Here is a 21,281-nt window from a genome sequence, read left to right as displayed (position 1 = left end):
GACGATGGCTCCGGACGTTTGATCAACGAGAACATCAGAGCACCCGAGGGTTCCTTCACCAAAGGCTTGTTGTGACGGATTTTGTCACGGAAATCGGCCAGTTTGTCACGCCCTGTGACACCTCGTGTGACATACCTAACCCACTGACTTTACGAACGAATATCTCATTCTATCTATCTGTGTCACGGAATAGAGAAATATGTATTCACATGCGCGCACCTACGCGCACGCACGCACACACGCACACACGCATGTAATAAACATTCGGGTGTGACGCGTGACAAGAAGTAACTAACTGATATATTTCGATATTCGTGTCACATGTTGCTTTTGCTTCGTTGAAGCGTGACGGCCCAAGGTGGACGAAGACCGACTTCTCTCACGGTCCGGTAGGGCGAATGATCATCTTTCCCGCCCCGACCTCTCATCGAACCCGTCTGGTTCGCGGGCGCGTGTCACGTAGCGACCGATTTCTTGTTGTTCTTGGCTTGCTCAAAGCAGCGGCCCGACCGACCAAGGATCACCGCCTTTATGCACCTATCGTTCGCTCGCCTCGAAGCGGACCCTTATCTTCGCTCCGCAGAACTCTGCATAGGTTTTTAACGACGTAAGGCTCGGGAGTTCTCCCGAAGGAGCTTCAATCGCCAAAACCTCGTCCAGGCTCAGGCCACTCGCTTCAGCCAACTGCTCGACGGTCAACCGGCGGATCTTTCGCACTCGCCGCGCTTCCAACGCTATTTCGCGCTTGTCTTCATTGAGGATCAGCTGCTCTTCGACGTCCGGCCGCGTTTGCCTGAGGCGATCTCTGATGACGCCCATTGTCATACCCTTCGGAATTCGTCGTAACCACTTCCGGACCATATACTTTCGACGGCGCGTTGTCAGGTTTGATGATATCGGTCTGCTTACTTCCGAAGATCTGATGGAGGCATACCTTCCGAGGCGTGCCGAAAATCATCGCATCAAGCGCTCGGCGGTCATCACGACGCCAGTTAGGTCAAGACGACAAGATCTCGCGTCAAGCTCAAGGAGGTCTTGGCTCAAGTAGTGGTGGAATTTCTCGAACATGAGATTGGGCGCTCCCGCCGCGAGGTCGGGCTCTTCCTGATCCAAAATTCTCTTGAGCGCTTCACACAGCGCAGGCGCATCCCCCTTGCGCTCCACCTTCAGAAAACCATCATGCTGTTCGACCTCAAACCCCTGTCCTCTTAGGGCCAGCGCCAGTGATACAGCCCTGATGGTCCCTACTCGGATCGCGAGGATGGAGCTGTCCGGTCCGATCGAAACGATGCTCGTCTCACCGAAGCCAAGCATATGGAAGTTTCGACGCGCCTCTTCGAGCAATTCCGAGGCTGTCTTATCGAGGTAACTCGGGATCAGTTCGCCTTCGAAGATGTCGAACATACGCTCTATCACTCTGTCGTGGATATCACCGGGATCGCCGCCGAACATGGGCGGGGTTCCTGCCTTGGCCGGCTTGACGACGATCGCTTTCTCGCGGTCGTGCATCTTCTCAACGACCCACCGACGCCCCGAGAAAATCAGCAGCATGCCGGGGGCCAGGATATTTTCGATCGGTATAGTTCCGAGTTCGCGCCCGTCGCATATAAGGCGGAACTCCTCAGGGGTCTTGAAGACAGCATAGAAACCGTAATGCTCGACCAGCTTCTCGCCGACACGGCCAAGCAAGAGACTCCCGTCGTCAGCTTGTTCAATCAAGGCTGTATTAGCTTCCCCAATAGAGCGCAGGACGTCGAGAAACTGTGCCTGGCTCACGGCGCGAAACGGGCCCTCCCGACAAAGTATGGCGTAAAGGCGGCTTGCCGAAGCACCTCCGCGCTCCGCAATCACAGAGAGAATTTGATGGACGAGCGTGGACAGATGCAGCGCTTGCGGTTTCGGCGGTTCGCACCACCCCTCCAGCAGCAGCTCAATCATGGCGATGGCCCGGACGAGGCCCAGCCGAAGCCGATCCACGAAGCTGCTATCTGACGATAGCGCTGTCTCAACGGCATATTGCCGCAGGATCGCAGGCTGCCCCTCGCGTCGGCCGGATCGCCCCAAACGCTGACGAAGGGCAGCAACACTGAACGGCGCGCCGATCTGGGCGACGCAGGTCACATCACCGATGTCGATCCCAAGCTCGAGCGTGGACGTGCAGACCGCCGTTGTCGGCTTGCCGGGGTCTTTCAGCCGACGCTCCACGAAATCACGATGCTCCCGGGACAGGCTCGCATGATGCGGATAAAATTCCTGCGGCATGTGCTCGCGCTCGCAGAGATCGCGCAATCGGTCGGCATAGATTTCGACTGATTGACGCGACCCGGCAAATACCAGATTGTCGGTCCCGCGAAGGTTCGCGAAGAGATGTTCGGCGACCGCGTCCGTTGCTGACCGCGCATCGTCCCCTTCGCCACCAGACAAGTACCCCCTGACTTGAAGACGAAGTTCGGACTCGCCGCTATCCCCCTCGATCAGCGTAACCTCGCTCGCGCTATCGGGTCGGAGATACGCTTTGGCGAGCCCCATATCCCCTAGCGTGGCGGATAGTCCGACACGCCGCACCGGATGACCGATTGAGAGCTCCATGCGCGCTAGGAGCGACCGCAATTGCACACCCCTCTCAGTATCAAGCACGCTGTGCAATTCGTCGATCACCACCGCACGCAGGCCGCGAAAGAGGCGCGGTATCTCAAGGCCACGGCGAATGAACAGGGCCTCGAGAGATTCCGGAGTAATCATCAGGGTTCCACCGGGCGTTTTGAGAGCCCGAGCCTTGACCGACTGCGACACATCACCATGCCAAGGCACCACCGGCAATATTGCGTCCCGACAGATGTCCTCGAGGCGCGCGGCTTGGTCTGTGATCAGCGCCTTGAGCGGACCGATGTAGAGCAGATCAAACCCCTGACCTTGCGATCTCGGGCCGTCGAGAACTTCGGAGATCAGCGGCAGGAATGCTGCCTCGGTCTTCCCGCCGGCGGTGGAGGCAGCGATAATCACGTCGCCATCGCCATCAAGGATCGCTTGCGTTGCCCGCGCCTGGATGTCTCGCAACTCGCGCCAGCCCTTCGAACGGATCCATTTCTGGACCGGACGCGCAAGCTTGTCGAACGCAGCGCTCACCGATCAGAGCTTGAAACTGACGAGATCGTCGTCACCTGACGGACGCGCTCCAGTATCCTCGTCAACGTCAGTTAGATCGTCTCCGCCGTCCTCGGACAACTCGATCCTTTCGATCAAATCGCTCCATTCGGTGCCCGGGTTCTGCTCCAATATCGACAGCAGGTTCACGAAGGCCGTTACGGTGTTTCGCGGAGTCCGAAAATAGGCCTCGCCGATACGGTCCGAACAGTGCGCCATGAAAGCTTCGAGCGCCGCGTCCGACACCGCGTTACCCTCGTCCTGCATGACCGCACGGACATTTGCCAGTAATACAAACATATCTTCGGGTGTCAGGTTCGCGAGGCGGATGACGGGCCCCGAGAGATCGACGAGGCCGTCGCGGGCGAAGGTGTTCTCCGCCAGTCGAGACTGCAAGGCCTCGTAGCTGTAAAGCCCGCGGCGTGTGTTCATCAGGAACTCGGGCGTTCCGCCCATTAAGAACCCGAGGTTCTGCGCGCTCCCCTGTAGAACGTCGTTCAGAATACGTAGGATCTGCTCGTAGTTCGCATTGCGAGCCTGCGCCGAGGTCAGCTTGTAGAGATTGACCATCTCGTCGAGCCCGACCAACAAACCCTTGTAGCCTGCCTCGCAAACAAACGCCGACATCAGCTTAAGGTGATCGTAGACACTGGCATCGTCGATGATCGTCCGAACGCCGAGCGCCTTGCGTGCATCAGTGCGTGTCGAAAACTCGCCGCGCAGCCAACGTAGCGCGGCCGATTTCAGATCCTCGTCACCGTTCTCATGCCCTTCCCAGTAGCGCCGGATCACTTCTGAGAACTCGAAACCGCCGGTCAGCTCTTCGAAATGGCCAAGACGTTCGCGGATGACCGAGCCGGTCGGCATGTCGCGCGCTTCTGCATCCCGGTGGGCCTGAGATACGAACCGCTCCACGACACTCGCCAGCGCACCACCGTCCGGCTTGGTCCGCGTCGAGAGGTTGCGCGCCATTTCGGCGTAAAGCCCGCGCGCCTGCCCGCCGGTCGCGTGAATACGGCGATCTGGCGCAAGATCGGCAAACATCACGACAAGCCCTTTCTCCAGAGCGACGAGCCGGATCAAGTTCATGAAGAACGTCTTGCCGGATCCGTATTCGCCAATCACGAACCGGATCGCCGAACCGCCATCCGCGATCCGGTCCATATCCTTGACCAATTCCTTGATCTCACGCGCCCGTCCGACCTGAATGTGACGCAATCCGAGCTTGGGCACGACACCCGCTCGTAGTGCCTGCACGATCGCATCGCGTTCACGCGGTTTCAGTCTGGACATTCCTGGCCCCCCCTCCGAGTTTTTCGTTGATCGCCGCCGAGACATCCGGCGAGACGTCGTATCCATCGTATTCATCCAGCAACGGCTCGTCATAGGTCTCGAACGACCACTCGTTCACCGCTTCAAGTGCGCCAGCGGGCATTACGCCATGTGTGTCGCAGACTGCCTCGAACGTCTCTTCGCTCCAATGCGCCTGGGACACCAACGTGCGCACCAGCTCGGCGTGTTTCTCATCGAGTCCATCGAACGGATGGTCTGTTGCGAGACCACCGACAGTCTCGCTCTCTTCGTCCTCAGCGAAGATTTCACCCAGCACCGAGGACACCCGTTCTGTGTCCGATCGAATTGCCGCTATGCGCGCGCTGTCTAGTGTCCGCGCCTCAGTGACCGGCTCGTCCGGAATGGCCTCGCCGGGAGCCCCGCTCCTTGGTGGGCGCACAGTCCTAGGCCCATCCGGAACAACGCCTGCATGCAAGTCGGAATAAGCGAGTCCGGGGTCCATGCCGAGCGCCTTGTAGAGTTTTTCGATCCCGGCCACCTCCTCAGACTGGATCACACCGTCTGCAGGCGCCGCGGCGACGATCGATGCCCTGAGAGCGGCGAGGTCCTCCTCCGCGGAATCCTTCAGTTTTCGCCTGAGAAGAGTAATGTCGGGCGGCACGGCAAGGAACCAGTCTACATTTGCCTGAAGCCGGTGCTTTTCCTGTTCGCTCAAGCCCTCGGCGCTTCGGGCCTGCTCCGCCAGCGCCACTCGCTCTGCCTCAGCAATATGTCCATCCGCGTGTGCCACGAAGGAGGCCAGCGCGAGCTGCATGAGCGCGGAACGGTAGCCCGCCGAGACATCCTCGAGCTTCTCCACCGGCGCTCCGAGATGGAAGAGAACCACAGGCTCTTCGGCTTTGGGGGAACGCAAGGCGAAGCGTGGATCCGGTGCCAAGCCGAACCCAAGACGCGCCAGCGCGTCCGCAGCTCCAGTCAAATGCCGCTTCCCGATCTTCTCCGGTCTGACACCCTCGAGCCGCTTGACGACATCGCCTGCCGTAACGAGACCGCCGGCCGCAACGATCTCCGCCGCCCACGCCTTGAGGGCATCCATTTCGGCGGCGGGAAACAAAGACCAGAGTTCCAAGGGCAGCAGCGCATGCGCTTCCATGGTGCCACGCCCATCGGGATTTCGACCGAGGAATCGGCTATATTTGTCGAGGTCTTCCATCGCTTCCTCGGCGATCTTCTGAGCTTGCTGTATAGGTTGCCGCAAGCCAGACACGTCAGGCACGGGTTTGCCTCCGAGTTCGGCAGTCACCGTTCCGGTAAACTCGCTGGACGCAGCCCTGTATGTCGCTTTCAAGGTTGCCCGTGGCTTGCGAATTTTCAGCCCTTCTGGATGGAGGGCCATGAACTTCAATCTGAAAAGTTCTCTGAATTCCTCGAAGCACCGTGACGCCGGAGTTCGCAATCTGCTCTCTGGATCACACATCAGCCAGCTTAGAACCCAGTCGGCATCGAGTGGCTCGTCCTCCCGGATCCTGACACCGAGAGCCAGCTTCAGCGAGAACGGCAGCTCCCAAGTCTGGTTCTCAAAAATTGGTTCAATCTTGTGGGCTTCGATCACCCCGGCTTGGCCGATTTCGATGAATTCGCTCAGGTATCGCTGAACGGAACGGTTGCCCGGGTATAGACCTGCCAGCCGTCGCGCTTCTTCCACGAGATCCTGCCGCTCGTCCTGCGATGGCTCGTCCATGAAAAACCTGCGCTCTAGCCCGTAGAAGTAGAGGAACATGTATCCAGGATCGTAGGAGGTATCGGAGCGCCCCGAAGCCAGCCAATCGAGATACGTCGCCCGGCAGCGTGGAGGAATCCCGGAGTATCCCGGCCAGTAGGGCATATCGTGACCGGCTTTGTCGGTTCCTGCTCGAGCAACCGGCAACGCAGGATCAATATAGGGGCGCGATTTCTCACTGTAGCCGTAGGTGCTCAGCGCCGGCGGGGTCCCAACATAGATCATACCGTCTAGGTGCCGCCCCCCAACCTCGACTGTCTCCCCTTTCGGCACCCAGTCCTGACGTCGCGATGCAGACGCGGGGGCACGCTGTTGGCCACGGTCGCGCTTGGCGGCGATCTCGCGTGAATGCCGTGCGATTGCCGCGTAACCTTGGCTGGACTCCGACCTGCGATTCGAAGATGGCCTCTCCGTGGGATCGGTATTGGTTTTGCTTGCAGCGCCCCGAGGTGCCGAACTCTCTGGCGGCGCATACTCGTTGGCTCCGCCCTTCAAACCATGCTTTTCCGGCATAGGCGGAGTCGTCGGAGCAGCGGTATGCACCTTATTCGTGCGAGACGCTCGTTTGAACTTCCTACGCCTCTCAAGGCGCCATACTCCAACAGCAGGAGCGATGAAGGCAACCGCCATCTGCGCACCAGGCGACAATACGTCACCGGCTGCGACGATCCCGATCATGGCTACGACGAATAGCAGCGAATACCAGATAACCACGCGAAAAACAGCGAGTATATATTTCATTGAATATGTCCGAGCTTGGCCATTGGCTTATTCTGACGACGCGTGGCCGCTCGGGCAACTGCTGATGCGTGTGGAGCACACTAGCCCTGCAAACGGTGCGGTTGAAGCACAGTTACACGATCAGGTTGATTATCATGTCTGACTAGTGCCTTCTGCACCGCAAAGACCCTTAACCTCTAGTTCTCTATTGTCGCGTGGTGCAGCCTTGCAAATTAAGACAGTAAAAATCGTAAACTTTCGATCGATAGTCGACGAAACCATTAATCTCACTAAATATAACTCGTTTGTCGGCCCTAACGGTGCCGGAAAGTCCACAACACTACATGCTTTGAATGTGTTTTTTGGAGAAATAAATAGCTTCTCAGACGAAGACTTCCATGCAAGAAACACTGAGAAACCCATTAAAATCACTGTCATATTTTGCGATCTAAGTGAAGAGGCCGCAGAAGAATTCAAGCACTACGCACGTGCAGGTCAGCTTATTGTGCATGCAGAAGTTAGCAAAGCCGACGACGGTAGCTTTAAAAGAGTTATTAGAGGGGAGAGACTAATTTTCCCTCCATTTAGGGAGTATTTTGAGGCCGCAACAGCGAAAGACAGGGGGATCGTATTCAAGAATCTTCGAGAAAGGTATAATGGAATCGACGCGGCAACAAACGATGGAGATCGTTCTGCGGCGCTTGCTAAATATGAAGGAGAGCTGCCCGAGGATCAAAAAGAGCTAGTTCCTAGCGGCGGCGAATTTTTTGGAATTAGCAAAGGTATTCATAAATTTCAGCGCCATTTGTGCTGGGTTTACGTCCCTGCAGTTAAAGACGCATCAAGCGAATCCGAGGAAGCCAAAACCTCTCACTTGGGAAAGCTCATTCAGCACACCATAAGAAGCCAGATGAACTACGACGCTGAACTTGAGCGCATCAGAACAGACGCATTAGACGCCTACTCAAAGCTTTTGTCGGACCAAACGTCTCACCTGGGAGACTTGCAAGCTCGACTGGCGGAGAGATTGCAAGCCGCCGTAATGACCGAGGCAGACCTCAAATTGGACTGGAAGAAGGACGAGAAGTCTGTTTCTGTGCAGGATCCAATCGCGCAGGTGCTCCTGTCCGAACGCGGATATGTTGATCGAGTTGATAAGTTTGGGCATGGGTTGCAACGATCATTTTTACTTGTAATCCTTCAAGAGTTAATGGCCGTTGACAATGCAGTAAATCCAACACTCATCCTCGGCTGCGAAGAGCCAGAACTTTATCAGCATCCGCCCCAAGCTCGTCACCTTGCAGAGATATTGATGGAATTGGCGGCTGGAGACTCTCAAGTTCTTCTCACCACGCATAGCCCATACTTTATCGATGTTGAGTATTTCGATGGTATAAAGGTTTTCAGAAATACATCTGGCGTAGCAACTGTTTCATCGTCTTCATTCTCAGAAGTCCTTGACAACTACAATGCAGCATTCAAAAAGCCTCTTCAAAACGAGGATCAAGCCCGAACTAAGCTCGCAATACAAACTCAACCTAAGTTCAATGAGGTATTCTTTGCTGAACGCGTAGTCGTCGTTGAGGGCGTATCTGATTTGGCCTGCATCGAGGCTTATATGCGGCTGTCCGGAAAAAGGTCAGAGTTTCAGAAATCCGGAGCAACCATCGTTGTTTGTGAGGGAAAAAGCTCGCTTGCGCTCATGATTCTAATAATGAAGAGCTTCAAGATTCCGTATCACGCTATCTTTGACTGCGACTCCGAATATGAGGAAAAATTCACTGCCAATCCGGATAAGTTCAGGGAACCCTATAATGAGCATATTAGGGATAACGACGCGATACTAGAGCTATCGGGGCATGAAAAAATCGGAAGCTTTCCAACCGATCATATTTTTCTGTCAAATGTTACGGGCTGGCGTTTTAATATTGAGAGGACACTCGAAGCAGAGTTTGGCGAGGACATCGAGGCATGCCTACAATCTGGCCGTGACGCTGTCGGTAATTTACGCAATTCCAGAAAGCATCCGCTATTCATTGCGGCGTCTATGTCGTCTGCGTGGAATAAGGGAAAGACCTTTCCCATCCTACAAAAATTGGTAGAACGTATCTTGGTCTAGCGCCGAACCACGTAACCGCCTAATCGTCCGAGCCGCAAGCCTCTTCATGTGTCACGCTGCCTAAAAGTTCTCATGACTGCGGGACCAACGCAGCTGATCGAGGATATGGCGCGGTTTCACTCTGCGAGGGCCTCGCAACTTCCAACAGACCTGGTCGGTGCTGCGTCTCGCTCTTTCGCGGAATGGCTCACATATATGGTGCTCGGCTTGCGGACGGGCGACCCGTTAGCAGAGCTAGTTGCCAAGGCTGAATGTGTAGATGGACGGCGACCGCGCCCGTTGGCGCGTTTTGGAACTGTTGAGATCGTGGTTCGCGCAAATGATATCAAGCCAAGGGACGGCTGAGGTCTGCAAAAGTCGAGCTTTTCGCCGATTGCATGGGTGCGATCGGCTGAAGTGGAACCGGAAAGCTACGGCGAGATAGTTTCTATCCGATCACCCATCCCGCCGCTCGATCCATTCCGCGATCATCCGCCTGATCATCTCTGGCCGTGTCGGCACGTCCTGCTCGATGCGCCTTGCGTCGTCTATGGCTTGCAGCATCTCGGCATCGACGCGCACGAGGACCGGTGATGTGTCGACTTTCGGTCGTCCCTTGGATTTCATGATATTGACCTCTTGATTTTTCAATATCAATATCACATGTAATGCGTGTCGGCGCAAGAGCTGCAACTCCCGCACCGACACTGACCACTTTGATCTGTTGGGAGATCTCCATGGCTATGCACGCCCCTATCACGACCCCACCTCTGTCCGGAACCTGTCCCGAGAGCTTCTTTCGCGACGCCGATGCACTCGACGCGATCATCGATCAGCTGCACGAGGCCATCGATGCCGAAGCCCTCGTCGGCGATCAATTTTTTGATATCGCGCTGAGTGATCTCGCACACAAGGCTGCGTATGCCTGGGAGACTTGCGAGACGGCTACGCTGCGCTTCCTCGCGCGGCCCCATCTTGGAGACGCGCATGTTCTCGCGGCGGAGCATGTTCTGGACGTGCTGCAGGATCGCGGGCTGGACCATGATCGCCTGCGCACCGCGCCTGTCTCTTTGATGCGTGCCGCCTGCCGCTCGGCTGCGCGCGTCGATCTCGAAAGCTTGGTCCTGACCCGGCAGTTGTCACACCTCTCTTCCCTCCTCAGCGTCATCATCGAGGACAGCGAGACGGCAGCAGATCCAGATCCCGAAACGGTTTTTGATCCGGGCGCGCCCTCCCACGGCTGAACCCTTTTCCCGTTCACATCCCAGGGCCCCGGGCTCGGCCCGGGTCGCCTTTCTGCATCTTTATTTCCGACTTGCTCAGGAGGATCCCCATTCACAGTTTCACAACCCATCTCCTGCATCATTGATGCCACGAAGGTCACTCTGCGCGCAGGCCCCCTGCCCGCCGCCCTGCATGAGGCCGCGACGCGCTCTGGCTTTAAGATTCTCTCCCGGCTCACTGATCGCACCCGGCTGCTGATCCGGTGCCGGAACTGCAACACTGTTCTGGTCAAGCGCCGCAGCGTGATCCGCGACCACTCTCCGGAATGTCCCGTGTGCATCCGGACCCGTCGCGCGGCGGCCGCGTCCCGGATCGGGGCCATCCTGATCGGTCCCGATCCAGATCATCGCCATTATGGCGTGTTTCGGCTGAGCTGCGGTCATATCGTTCGCCGCCAGTATTACCGGATCGAGCGTGCCGCCGAAGGCGACTGTGCAGCAGGCTGCGAGACCTGCCGCGAGGAGCGCTATGATGCAATCGCGCGCGACCATGACTGGCGCCTTGTCGGACCGGCTGCATCCGGACGCACCGGATATCGCAGCTATCGCCACAGCTGCGGGCATCTACAGGACGTCTCCAATGGCAATATGCGCTGGGGCGACGTCGACTGCGCCGCGTGCGGGGAGAGCTGGACGTCGAAGCCTTCGCAACTCTACCTGTTCCGGGTCGATCTTGATCCGGAACAGGTGCTGAAGCTGGGATACAGCAGCAATCCGGCGCGACGGCTCCGACAACAACTCGGCATCACGCGCGACACTCCGAGCCGGATTCTCCGGACGGTTCCGGTCCCGACCGGCCACGATGCGGTTTGTCAGGAGAAGAAGGCACATACCTACATGCGCCGATATAATCCGGAGTTAATCGTGCCCAAGTCGGTATATGGCGACGCGATCAACACCCGCAGCGAGATCTACCATATCTCTGCGGAGCCCATCCTTCGCCACCTTCTGGACCGCATCGAAGCCGGGCTCCCCATCTCATCTCCCTGATCTCATTGCACTCTTTTCCGGACAGCTTTCGGCTGTCCGGGATTTCTCTCACGCATCCGGAGGCCGACCTATGTCTCAAGCCCTTGGGCCTGTGGCCCTTTCTTCCTTCGCGCGCGCATTCGCGCGCACGATCCTCAACGACCTCGTCGCACGCAGCCTCGTGCTCGAGGACGCGCTGCGCGCGCGGCTCCGCGACACCCCCTCCACTCCAGATCCGGACGCGGAGTCGCTCTCCGCAAAGCTCAATGCGACCTATCGCGGTGTGCCAGAGGCCAGCGCGATGACGGGTGAGGAGATTGCGACCCGGATCGCGTCCGGAGAGGATCCCTTTGCCACGGATCTCCACGGCCGCCCGCATCGCCGCATGTCCTCGCCGCCGCTCCGAGAGATGAGCATGGCGCTGCGCCTGCTGGCCCTGACGCCCACGCAGGACGCCTTCGAGCGTTTCACTGCTCCGGGGGTCGTGACGACGCTCGTAATCCCGCAGCGCCGGGACCGCGAGCTCGGGTGGCGCGCTCTGAGCGAGTTGCTGCATGCCATGCGCAAGTCTTCTGCATCTTGCGGGATCTTGATGAGTTGGCCCGAGACACCCGTATTTGGCGGCGAGGCATCTGAGCGCAATCAGGCGCGCAAGACGGCGGAGTTCCGCGAAGCGGTGGAGCTGGCCGTCTCGAAGGGCGCTGCAGTCTGGGCATTGGCGTCGCACGCAGACGACATGCCCGAGATCGGCCGCCTGCTCAGCCAGGCGACATGGCACCTCCCTTCCCTGACGCGGGAGATGATCGTCGAGATCTTGCGCGTCACCCATTCGGTTACCGGCGAGCTCGCCGAGGACGCCGTTCTCGCGCGCCTGCCCCCGGACTCCGCGCTTGCGGGACTGCACCCTGGCCTGCTCGACCATGCCATGGCGGCGGACACGACGCTGCGCGTCGCCGAGCGCCTCTCCGGAATTGCCGCGCGCGCGGATGTGCGGCCCGATCTGACACTGGATGATATCGCGCTGCCCGCTCCGCTGCGGAGCGGTCTCGATCGGCTGCTGGCAGACCTCGCCGCATGGCAATCCGGCTCGCTCGAATGGTCGGATGTCTCAGCATCGCTGTTCCTCAGCGGCCCGCCGGGCAATGGCAAGACCCTGCTGGCCTCCGCGCTGGCAGGATCGGCCCGGATCTCGCTGATCACAACGAGCTACGCCGATTGCCAAAAACATGGCCATCAGGGGGATTTTCTCCGCGCGTTATCGGACAAGGTTACCGAGGCGATGTCGCGGGCGCCGGCCGTGCTGCTGATCGATGAGCTGGATTCTTTCCTGGTCCGGAATAACGCCACGCAGAATTCGAGCTACAATATCGGGGTGGTCAACGGACTGCTCGAGCATCTCTCGCGGCTCAACGATGCGCCCGGCGTTCTCCTTGTCGGCGCCGCGAATAACCGCCATTTGATCGATCCTGCGATCCTGCGTCCCGGCCGCTTTGATCAGCATTACGAGATCGGCCCACCGGATCAGGCCGGGATCATCCGGATCCTGTCCGGATCTATGAATGACCCGGATCGGCTCGATCTCGCGGGTCACGCGCGCCAGCTTTCGGGCTGCTCCGGAGCGACCATCGCCGCGATGATCCGTGGCGCCAAGACGCAGGCGCGGCAGGATGGCAGTTCGCTGGAAGACCACCATCTTGTCGCGGCGATCGCAGAGATCGCGCCGAAACGCTCAGGCGAGGATCTGTGGCGCATCGCCATCCACGAAGCCGGGCATGTGGTCGTCAACTGGCGGCTGACCGGGGATATCCCCACCCGCGTTCGGATCACGCCAGAGGGTGGCGAGGTCCACGACAGCCCCAGGAAGATCGAAACGGCGGAGACGGCGCGCATGCGCATCGCTGCTCTCTTGGCAGGCCGCGCCGCAGAAAGCGTGCTGCTCGACGGGCCATCGAGCGGCGCGGCTGACGATCTTGCGCAAGCCACTCGCGCGGCGTTCAACCTGCGACACAGCTGGGGATTGGACGGCAAGAGCCTCCTGTCCGTGCATCCTACTCTCCTTGGGCGCATGCTTCCGGGCACGGAACTCGGCGATGCCCTCGATCGGATCATGCGCGATGAGGCGGATTTCGCAGAACACGTTGTCCGAGAGACCCGGGACCTGATCGAGGGGCTGGCAGAAATGCTCGTCCGCTCGAGAGAGATGGAGCGGGATGAGATCGCGGCGTTCTTTCGAGTTCACCCCGTCAGCACCCATGGCGACAGCCCATGTCCTTAGGTTCGCTCTGTGATAGTGTTCTCAGGGCGCAGACTTTCGCGTCGGCGTGGTTTCACAAGTGTTGCACATCAGGTTGCACAGAACGTAGCAAAGACGGCTTCACGAGGAGATCTTTTTGCTTATAAATCAGCGCCTTAGGTAGAAACAAGGAATTTAGCTCCGATCCCTACCGCCGGAGCCAAAATTTCCCTAAGCTACTGAAACCGCACACTTTCGGAGCTTAGCTCCGATGGTGGAAAGCGGTTTGATCGGAAATGTTGCACAGGCGTTGCACATGGGATCGCACCCCGTGGACAGACCTGTGCTGCTCCGGGGTGATCCGTCTCGCATGGAAAGACGCACCATATGCCCAGCCCATACCTTTACTGTCACCGAGGACGGTTCTACTTCCCGCGCCGCCTACCGAGGTTTTCCACATCGCGATCACCGATATTTTTGTCCCTAGGGACGACAGACGAAAATTTTGCGCATACCTGGATCAGGAAGTTGATCGCGGAGTGGGATGCGGTGCTGGATTTCCTGTTCGTTCTGGAGGAGTTGCCGGAAGAGGTCATGGCTCAATACATGATCGTTCGCCTTCAGATGTGCGTCTCTGTCTTGTGCTGACAGCATCGCATGGCTCGGATGACCTGGCGAGACATCCACGAATGCGCCGAGGGTATGCCTGAGACCTCTCCCGGCCGGGAGCCGGGCACGTTCAATGCCATGCTCGGCACTATCAGCACCGTTCTCGAGCATGCCCGCACAAATGGTTGAAGCCCGGTCGACCCGAATGATCTGCCACATCTGCGGCCATAGCAGTGATCGATCCACCCTTCCCCTCAGACATGCTGAACGGGCTTTCCCGCGTGTCTTCCGAACCTATCGAGGCGCCTTCCGGGCTCCGGAGCGACGAGCGATCCGCGCTTCCAGCTGGATGAGCGCATCGTAGACGGCGACCGCGAACAGCCCGACGATCAGTCCGCCCTGAAGCACATAGGCGGTATTGCTGGTCAGAAGCCCGGCGATGATCACCTCGCCCAGCGTGCGAGCCGCCACTGTGGAGCCTATTGTCGCCGTGCCCAGAGAGATCACGACCGACAGGCGGATGCCGGTCAGGATCACCGGAAGAGCCAGGGGCAGTTCAACTTGGATGAGCCGCTGCCAACGGTTGAGACCGATACCCCTCGCGGCCTCCATCGTTGCCGGCGGCAGGTTCGAGAGCCCGGTCACCGAGTTCTCGAAGATCGGCAGAAGACCATAGAGAAACAACGCTACCAGCGTCGGCCCGTTTCCGAAGCCGAGCGCGGGCACGGCGAGGGCGAGGACAGCGACGGGCGGAAAGGTTTGACCCATGTTCGTGATCGTGCGCGACAACGGCCGGAAGGCCGCGCCCGCCTCGCGCGTGACCAGGATCGCCAGCATGATCGACACGAACGTCGCCGCCGTCGTGGCCGCCGCGACGAGGCCGAGGTGGCTCAGGGACAGTGAGAGCAGTGAACTCCTTGCATAGATCACCGGCGCGCCTTCGGGGGCCAGCGGCGCAAAGACTGGCGTGAACCATTCCGGCTTCAGAACCAGGGCCAGCAGAAGCAGGATCACGGCCGGGCGCAGTATCGCGCCGGCCTTCATGCGCGCAGCCCCGCGCGGGCGCGGATGGTCTCCAGCGTCACGCGTCCGATCAAGGCGCCCTCTCGCTCCACCGGCACTGCCGTTCGTCCGGTCCAAAGGCAGGCCGACAGGGCGTCGCGCAGGCTGCCATCGGCCGGAAGTGCCGCGCCCGGTGCGCCGCCGTCCTCGACAACCTCCGCCAGCGGCACCAGCGATAGCAGCCGCAACGGACGCTCCATGTCCCCGACCATGTCGGCGACGAAGGGGGTCGCCGGGTTTGCAATGATGTCGGTGGGCGTGCCGTGCTGCACCAGTTGCCCGCCGTCCATCACAGCGACCCGGTCGCCCAGTCGAATGGCCTCTTCCATGTCGTGCGACACCAGCATGATCGTAGAGCCCAGCGCCCGTTGAATCCGACGCAGATCATCCTGCGCTCGGGCCCGGATGATCGGGTCCAGCGCGCCGAATGGTTCATCCATCAGGAGGAGATCCGGCCGCGACGCCAAGGCGCGCGCCACGCCGACGCGCTGCTGCTGCCCGCCGGACAGTTCTGCTGGAAAGCGGTCCCGGAATTCGGCGGGCTCCATCGAGAACAGCGTCAGCAATTCGTCGACGCGCGCGCGGATCTTGTCTTTTGGCCAGTTCAGAAGCGTTGGAACCGCGCCTATGTTGCGCGCCACGTTGTGATGGGGGAACAGGCCGTGTCCCTGGATGGCATAGCCAATGCGCCGACGCAGCAGATGCGGCTTGATCTCGAGCGTTGACTCCCCGTTGATCCGGACCTCACCCGACGTCGGCTCCTCGAGCCGGTTGATCATCCGCAGCAGCGTGGTCTTGCCGGAACCCGACGTGCCCACGATGACGGTGATCGTGCCGCTCTCGACAGTCATCGTGACAGCATCCACTGCCGGCACGCCGTTGTAGATCTTGGTGATGCGATCGATCTCTATCATGCGGCACTCGCGGCTTGCGGGCGAGTCAATTCCACCAGGATGTCCATTACGATGGCGGATATGAGCGCCAGCGCCACCGACGGCAAAGCGCCCAGAAGGATCAGATCGGTGGCGGTCTGGTTCAGTCCCTGGAAGACGAATGTGCCAAAGCCGCCTCCGCCGATCAGACCGGCGATCACGGCCAGCCCGATGTTCTGCACCAGCACGATACGCAGGCCGGTCAACAGGATCGGCAGGCCCATCGGAAGCTCGACCCGCAAGAGGCGCTGGCCAGACGTCATGCCCATTCCGCGCGCGGCCTCGATTGACGCCCGCGGGGCGGCGGCAAGGCCGGCGACGGTATTGGCGACGACCGGAAGAAGCGAATAGAGCACCAGCGCGAGGAAAGCAGGTGCGAAGCCGATCCCGGCGATGCCGAAAGCCTGCGCGCCAGGGACGCTGTCGCCGATCCAGCCGAGGATGGGGATCATAAGGCCAAACATCGCCAGAGATGGGATTGTCTGAAGAAAGCTGAGGACCGGCAGGATCGCGCCGCGCAGCCTCCGGTTGCGATGGCACAGGATACCGACCGGGAAGCCGATGAGCGCCGCCGTAGCAAGGGAGCCGAAGGCAAGCGCCAGATGGCGCAGCGCCGCGTCGGCGAAGGCCGCCTTCCGGCTGGCATATTCCTGAAGGACCGAAAGCGGCGCCAGCGCTCCCGACCAGAGGATTACGGCCAGCGCTGCCAGCACCGCCGCCAGCAACGTGCCGCGTGCCAACGGCCCCGGCGCGAGTTGCACAAGCGCGTCGGTCATAGACAGCATGAAGATCGTCAGCAGGCACCACACACCCAATGCGGGGGAGACCCGAGCGTAATCTCCCGCCCCGTCGAGAAGCCCCGACGCGCCTTGCACCAGCAGCCAAAGCAATCCGCCAAGACCCAAGACTGCTCCGAGGAGCCGGAGGCGAGGCCAGGCTGCCGGCAAGCCCAGCCCGAGCCCCAGCACAAGCGCCACAAGGCCAGGTATCGTGAGCGCGGCGGGAGCGACAGACCAAGCCATGACGCCCTCACCCGCAACGATACGGTTGGCGGCGAGCGTCATGAACGGAACGAGCAGGGCCGCCAAACCGAGGACAGCGAAGAGCACCCCGGGCTGGGAGACGCCGTGCCGCGCCCCCGCCATCGCCACTGCCACGCCTCTCAGTCGAGCACTCCGACCTGGGTAAGATAATCGCGCGCAACGGCCTCGGCCGGTTCGCCGCCGACTTGGATCCGGCCATTGAGCTGCTGTAGCGTCGACATGTCCAGTTCGGCGAAGATCGGGTTCAGCACGTCCCGAATGGCAGGATACTCCTCCAGCACCTCGCCGCGGACGATCGGCGCCGGCTCGTAGACCGGTTGCACGCCCATGTTGTCCTCCATCACGACCAGTCCGGTTGCGCCGACCCCGCCATCCGTGCCGTATACCATCGCCGCGTTGACGCCGGAGGTGCCGCGCGCAGCGGCTTGGATCGTTGCGGCAGTGTCGCCTCCTGAAAGTATGACCGTCTGGTCCTCGGAAAGCTCGAAGCCGTACGTCTCCTGCATGGCGGGAAGAACGGCCGGGGAAGATACGAATTCCGTCGACGCGGCCAGTTTGACGTCTCCGCCCTCCGAGACCCATTCGCCGAAGTCGGACATGGTCGTCAGGTCGTTCTCTTCCGCCACGGGACCGGTGACGGCGATAGCCCAAGTGTTGTTCGCCGGGGCGCTGTCGAGCCAAACGATATCGTTTTCCTCGGCGTCCAGCTCCGCCGCGCGGTCATGAGCGGCCTGCGGATCTTTCCAGACATCGCTGTCGGCTTCGTTGAAGAAAAATGCGGCGTTGCCCGTGTACTCGGGATAGATGTCGATCTGTCCTGCAAGGATCGCTTCCCGCACGACCTGCGTGCCGCCGAGTTGCAGTCGCTGCTCCACGGGCAGGCCCGCATCCTCGAGCGCGAGCGCAATGACGTTGCCCAGGAGGCCGCCCTCGGTGTCGATCTTGGAAGACACGACGATGTCAGCCTGTGCTGCGGTCGCGTATGCGCCGAACACGCCGGCGGCGAGAATGAGGTGCTTTTTCATCCAGAGTCTACTTTCTGCCGTTAGAGATTCCACGCCCTGCGGCGTCCACTTCCAACGCAAGGTAGAAGAATGTCTCTGCCAGCCAAGCTCATCCGCACCTATCGTGGTCGACAGAATTCCAGACGACTGATCTGTCCCGAAAAGTTATGCGGATCGGGCTTTCCTTAGCCGGGTGAGGTTTGGACCCCTCCTCTATTGTTTCAAGGAAGCGGGCAGACCGGCAATTTTTTTGCAGGCTGGATGAAAGACGGGCCTCAGCCCTTCATGCGTCCGTTCACCGTTCCCTTCACCGCACAAGCAGGATCGGCACCTTGAACGTGCGGATCATCTCCATGCTCGTCGAGCCGACGAACAGCGATCTGAGCCCGGAGTGGCCGGAGGCGCCCATCACAAGATGATCGAAGTCTGCCTCTTCGATGAGTTTGCCGAGAGCGTCTTCCGGCTGGCCGGGCAGGATTCCGATCTCCGCGTCGAGCCCCGCAGCCGACAGCATCGCTTTCGCATCCTCGAGGCGTTTCTTCGCGGCGTCGGTCGCGGAACCGATCGTGACGATCTTGATCTTCAGACCGGTGTAGAGCGGAGAGCGGGCAACATAGTCGACCGCGCGCATGGCGCTCGCGCTGCCATCGTACGCGATGAGCACCTTGCCGATCGGACGGAACGCCCGCGAGGCGATGAAAAGGGGCTTCGACACCGCGCGGACGACGCGTTCGAGGTTCGAGCCGAGGTGCCCCTTGGCAAAATCCGCCGCCTCGCCACGCTTGCCGATCAGAAGCATCTCCGCATCGCCTTCCTTCTCGGAGATCGCCTCCATCAGGTCGCCGTGACGCAGGTGTTCGCTGGTCTTCACGTCAGCCGCATCGACGAGCGCCTTGGCATCCTCGAGAATGGCGCGCCCACGCACGATGGACAGCTTGGCGCGTTGCTCATCGAGAGCGGACAGCTCTTCCAGGAGGGAGCTGCGCGCGCCGAGAGAAATCGCTCCCGAGCGATCCGATCCCGCGCCGCTCTCACGTCGGCCGAGGACGTGCATCAGCTCGACGGCATAGGCCCCGCGTCCTGCGATCCATGCCGCGTGGTCGCAGACGCTTTTCGAGTAGGCGGAGCCATCCACCAGGGCGATGATCTTATGGGTCATGTCGTCTCCTCCCTCAGTGCGCCATCAGCTTGTCCATCGCGCCGGGCTCGTCATGGACGGCCAGTCGGTCAACGATGGTCTTCGATGCTTCGTTCATGCCCACGATCTCTACCTCGCAGCCGTCCCTGCGGAACTTGAGCACGGCCATGTCGAGCGCGGCAATCGAAGAGATGTCCCAGATATGCGCGCGGCTGACGTCGATCACCACGCGGTCAGCCGCCTCTTTGAAGTCGAAAGCGTCCATGAAGTCCTCGACCGAGGCGAAGAAGAGCTGTCCTTCGACATGGTAGGCACGCACGCGTCCGTCGTCCGAGAGGGACGAGGTGACCCGGAAGAGCTGCGCGATCTTGCCCGCGAAGAACAGGCCTGAGAGCAGCACGCCCACGAGCACGCCGATGGCGAGGTTGTGGGTATAGACCACCACAGCCACCGTCGCGATCATCACGATGGACGAGGACCGCGGATGCGTCTTCAACTGCTTGATCGAGGACCACGAGAACGTGCCGATCGAAACCATGATCATGATCGCCACGAGGGCGGCCATCGGGATCTGTGCCACGAGATCGCCCACCACGACCACCATGAAGAGGAGGAAGACGCCCGCCGAGAAGCAGGACAGCCGCCCGCGCCCTCCCGATTTGACGTTGATGATCGACTGGCCGATCATCGCGCAGCCCGCCATGCCGCCGATGAACCCGGTGGCGGTGTTGGCAAGTCCCTGCCCGATGCATTCCTGGTTCCGGTCCGACTTGGTGTCGGTCAGGTCATCGACGATGTTCTCCGTCATGAGACTTTCTAGCAGGCCCACGACGGCCACTGCGGCGGCATAGGGAAAGATGATCGTCAGCGTCTCGAGATTGAGCGGGATGTCCGGGATCAGGAAGACCGGCAGCGTATCCGGCAGCGCGCCCATGTCGCCGACGGTCCGCACGTCCCAGCCCATGATCATCACCAGCGCGCTCAGAACGATAATCGTCACCAGTGGCGACGGCACGGCGCGGGTCAGGTAGGGAAAGAGGTAGATGATCGCGAGACCGGCCGCGACGAGCGGATAGGTCAGCAACGGCACACCGACGAGTTCAGGGATCTGCGCCATGAAGATCAGGATGGCGAGTGCGTTCACGAAGCCGGTCATCACCGAGCGCGACACGAAGCGCATCAGGTGCCCGAGCCGCGCGAAACCGGCTGCGATCTGCAGGAGGCCGGCCAGCACCGTCGTTGCAAGCAGGTATTGGAGGCCATGATCGGCGACCAGAGTCACCATGAGAACGGCAGTGGCGGCCGTCGCGGCCGAGATCATGCCAGGCCGGCCACCGGCTATGGCGGTGACGACGGCAATGGAGAATGAGGCGTAGAGCCCCACTTTGGGGTCGACGCCGGCGATGATCGAGAAGGCGATCGCTTCGGGGATAAGGGCGAGCGCGACGACGATGCCTGCGATGAGATCGCCGCGCACGTTACCGAGCCATTGGCGCCGGTATGCGTTGAGAGTCATGGTGAGATGTCCCGTTCCGGTCCGGCCCGGCGGCGACGCCGCGCCGGTCATCTATTCGAATAGTCTTGGTTGACCCGGCGGATCGGCGGCCGGGAGAGCCACCCGGGGAATTCCACCCCAGGTCCAGATGATTGCCGTGCGCTTAGACCGCCAGGACGCGACACGCAAGGCTGGGACGAGATCAATAGACGGGACGACCGCCAGAAAAAGCAGAATGTCTCGAGGACGCACATAATTGATGCGGCGGTTGCTCACGCAATGCGCGTTCGGTGACTGGTCTGCCAGAGGCCGAATTTCGAGCCGCTTCTCTAAACCGGGCCTGGAACAAGCTACGATCTGACCTCTGATGGTCTTCCGAACGCTATCGCGTCAAGGCGCCTGGGTCGCATCGGCTTCGCTTGTCACAAGACGCCGCACAGATTGCCGCGCACGGGATAGGTGACACCTCGCTTCGCTC

General features: G+C 60.3%; 15 protein-coding genes and 1 other annotated feature. Of the genes, 4 read left to right on the top strand and 11 right to left on the bottom strand.

Going from position 1 to position 21,281, the window contains the following annotated elements; translation table 11 throughout:
- Nucleotides 1–537 precede the first annotated feature (537 nt).
- From FIU91_RS03345 to FIU91_RS03330, 4 genes are all read right to left on the bottom strand, one after another.
- Complete coding sequence (locus FIU91_RS03345) at nt 538–819, bottom strand: hypothetical protein (RefSeq protein ID WP_152461422.1); 282 nt, start codon at nt 817–819, stop codon at nt 538–540.
- A gap of 135 nt (nt 820–954) precedes the next feature.
- Nucleotides 955–3,126, bottom strand: a complete 2,172-nt coding sequence (locus FIU91_RS03340; RefSeq protein ID WP_152461421.1) for a DEAD/DEAH box helicase — start codon at nt 3,124–3,126, stop codon at nt 955–957.
- Nucleotides 3,127–3,129: 3 nt separating this feature from the next.
- On the bottom strand, nt 3,130–4,437 hold the full coding sequence (locus FIU91_RS03335; protein WP_152461420.1) for an ATP-binding protein: 1,308 nt from the start codon (nt 4,435–4,437) through the stop codon (nt 3,130–3,132).
- On the bottom strand, nt 4,415–6,958 hold the full coding sequence (locus tag FIU91_RS03330) for a TerB N-terminal domain-containing protein (protein WP_152461419.1): 2,544 nt from the start codon (nt 6,956–6,958) through the stop codon (nt 4,415–4,417). The genes FIU91_RS03335 and FIU91_RS03330 overlap by 23 nt, the downstream gene beginning before the upstream one ends.
- 205 nt (nt 6,959–7,163) lie before the next feature.
- Here FIU91_RS03330 and FIU91_RS03325 point away from each other — a divergent pair, with 205 nt between their 5' ends.
- Nucleotides 7,164–9,056, top strand: coding sequence for an ATP-dependent endonuclease (locus FIU91_RS03325; RefSeq protein WP_172974919.1), 1,893 nt, complete (start codon nt 7,164–7,166; stop codon nt 9,054–9,056).
- A gap of 435 nt (nt 9,057–9,491) precedes the next feature.
- Here the strand turns inward: FIU91_RS03325 and FIU91_RS03320 are convergent, their stop codons facing one another.
- On the bottom strand, nt 9,492–9,662 hold the full coding sequence (locus tag FIU91_RS03320; RefSeq protein WP_152461417.1) for a ribbon-helix-helix protein, CopG family: 171 nt from the start codon (nt 9,660–9,662) through the stop codon (nt 9,492–9,494).
- A gap of 110 nt (nt 9,663–9,772) precedes the next feature.
- On the opposite strand from FIU91_RS03320, the gene FIU91_RS03315 reads away from it, so the two are divergent.
- The 3 genes from FIU91_RS03315 to FIU91_RS03305 all read left to right on the top strand — a co-directional run bounded on the left by FIU91_RS03315 (nt 9,773) and on the right by FIU91_RS03305 (nt 13,562).
- A complete protein-coding gene (locus FIU91_RS03315; protein WP_152461416.1) occupies nt 9,773–10,279 on the top strand; it encodes a hypothetical protein in 507 nt (168 codons plus the stop codon).
- Nucleotides 10,280–10,561: 282 nt separating this feature from the next.
- Complete coding sequence (locus tag FIU91_RS03310) at nt 10,562–11,308, top strand: hypothetical protein (protein ID WP_152461415.1); 747 nt, start codon at nt 10,562–10,564, stop codon at nt 11,306–11,308.
- Between the two features lie 70 nt (nt 11,309–11,378).
- On the top strand, nt 11,379–13,562 hold the full coding sequence (locus FIU91_RS03305; protein WP_172974918.1) for an AAA family ATPase: 2,184 nt from the start codon (nt 11,379–11,381) through the stop codon (nt 13,560–13,562).
- 861 nt (nt 13,563–14,423) lie between these two features.
- On the opposite strand, the gene FIU91_RS03300 is transcribed toward FIU91_RS03305, so the two are convergent.
- The 6 genes from FIU91_RS03300 to FIU91_RS03275 form a co-directional block, all read right to left on the bottom strand.
- Nucleotides 14,424–15,173 carry an ABC transporter permease gene (locus tag FIU91_RS03300; RefSeq protein WP_152461413.1) on the bottom strand — a complete coding sequence of 250 codons (750 nt, stop codon included), beginning with the start codon at nt 15,171–15,173 and terminating at the stop codon, nt 14,424–14,426.
- Complete coding sequence (locus tag FIU91_RS03295) at nt 15,170–16,105, bottom strand: ABC transporter ATP-binding protein (RefSeq protein WP_152461412.1); 936 nt, start codon at nt 16,103–16,105, stop codon at nt 15,170–15,172. Before FIU91_RS03295 ends, FIU91_RS03300 begins: the two co-directional genes overlap by 4 nt.
- Nucleotides 16,102–17,280 carry an ABC transporter permease gene (locus FIU91_RS03290; protein WP_254702030.1) on the bottom strand — a complete coding sequence of 393 codons (1,179 nt, stop codon included), beginning with the start codon at nt 17,278–17,280 and terminating at the stop codon, nt 16,102–16,104. Before FIU91_RS03290 ends, FIU91_RS03295 begins: the two co-directional genes overlap by 4 nt.
- A 5-nt stretch (nt 17,281–17,285) precedes the next feature.
- Complete coding sequence (locus FIU91_RS03285; RefSeq protein WP_152461411.1) at nt 17,286–18,191, bottom strand: ABC transporter substrate-binding protein; 906 nt, start codon at nt 18,189–18,191, stop codon at nt 17,286–17,288.
- A gap of 286 nt (nt 18,192–18,477) precedes the next feature.
- Nucleotides 18,478–19,329: a universal stress protein gene (locus tag FIU91_RS03280; protein ID WP_152461410.1), complete on the bottom strand. Its 852-nt coding sequence runs from the start codon at nt 19,327–19,329 to the stop codon at nt 18,478–18,480.
- A gap of 13 nt (nt 19,330–19,342) precedes the next feature.
- Nucleotides 19,343–20,824 carry a SulP family inorganic anion transporter gene (locus FIU91_RS03275; protein WP_152461409.1) on the bottom strand — a complete coding sequence of 494 codons (1,482 nt, stop codon included), beginning with the start codon at nt 20,822–20,824 and terminating at the stop codon, nt 19,343–19,345.
- Between the two features lie 68 nt (nt 20,825–20,892).
- Nucleotides 20,893–20,952: a sequence feature (sul1 is cis-regulatory element that is thought to sense ions involved in sulfur or methionine metabolism; They are found in Alphaproteobacteria), on the bottom strand.
- Nucleotides 20,953–21,281 lie beyond the last annotated feature (329 nt).

Source organism: Roseivivax sp. THAF30, from assembly GCF_009363575.1.
GTDB lineage: Bacteria > Pseudomonadota > Alphaproteobacteria > Rhodobacterales > Rhodobacteraceae > Roseivivax > Roseivivax halotolerans.
The sequence above is the reverse complement of the archived record's forward strand: the minus strand, read 5'-3'. Positions and strand labels throughout refer to the sequence as shown.

Bases quoted from the DNA above. Each gene is read 5' to 3' on its own strand.
- FIU91_RS03305 (WP_172974918.1), top strand. From the start codon at position 11,379: ATGTCTCAAGCCCTTGGGCCTGTGGCCCTTTCTTCCTTCGCGCGCGCA.
- FIU91_RS03295 (WP_152461412.1), bottom strand. From the start codon at position 16,105: ATGATAGAGATCGATCGCATCACCAAGATCTACAACGGCGTGCCGGCA.
- FIU91_RS03330 (WP_152461419.1), bottom strand. From the start codon at position 6,958: ATGAAATATATACTCGCTGTTTTTCGCGTGGTTATCTGGTATTCGCTG.
- FIU91_RS03315 (WP_152461416.1), top strand. From the start codon at position 9,773: ATGGCTATGCACGCCCCTATCACGACCCCACCTCTGTCCGGAACCTGT.
- FIU91_RS03335 (WP_152461420.1), bottom strand. From the start codon at position 4,437: ATGTCCAGACTGAAACCGCGTGAACGCGATGCGATCGTGCAGGCACTA.
- FIU91_RS03320 (WP_152461417.1), bottom strand. From the start codon at position 9,662: ATGAAATCCAAGGGACGACCGAAAGTCGACACATCACCGGTCCTCGTG.
- FIU91_RS03285 (WP_152461411.1), bottom strand. From the start codon at position 18,191: ATGAAAAAGCACCTCATTCTCGCCGCCGGCGTGTTCGGCGCATACGCG.
- FIU91_RS03345 (WP_152461422.1), bottom strand. From the start codon at position 819: ATGGGCGTCATCAGAGATCGCCTCAGGCAAACGCGGCCGGACGTCGAA.
- FIU91_RS03300 (WP_152461413.1), bottom strand. From the start codon at position 15,173: ATGAAGGCCGGCGCGATACTGCGCCCGGCCGTGATCCTGCTTCTGCTG.
- FIU91_RS03275 (WP_152461409.1), bottom strand. From the start codon at position 20,824: ATGACTCTCAACGCATACCGGCGCCAATGGCTCGGTAACGTGCGCGGC.
- FIU91_RS03280 (WP_152461410.1), bottom strand. From the start codon at position 19,329: ATGACCCATAAGATCATCGCCCTGGTGGATGGCTCCGCCTACTCGAAA.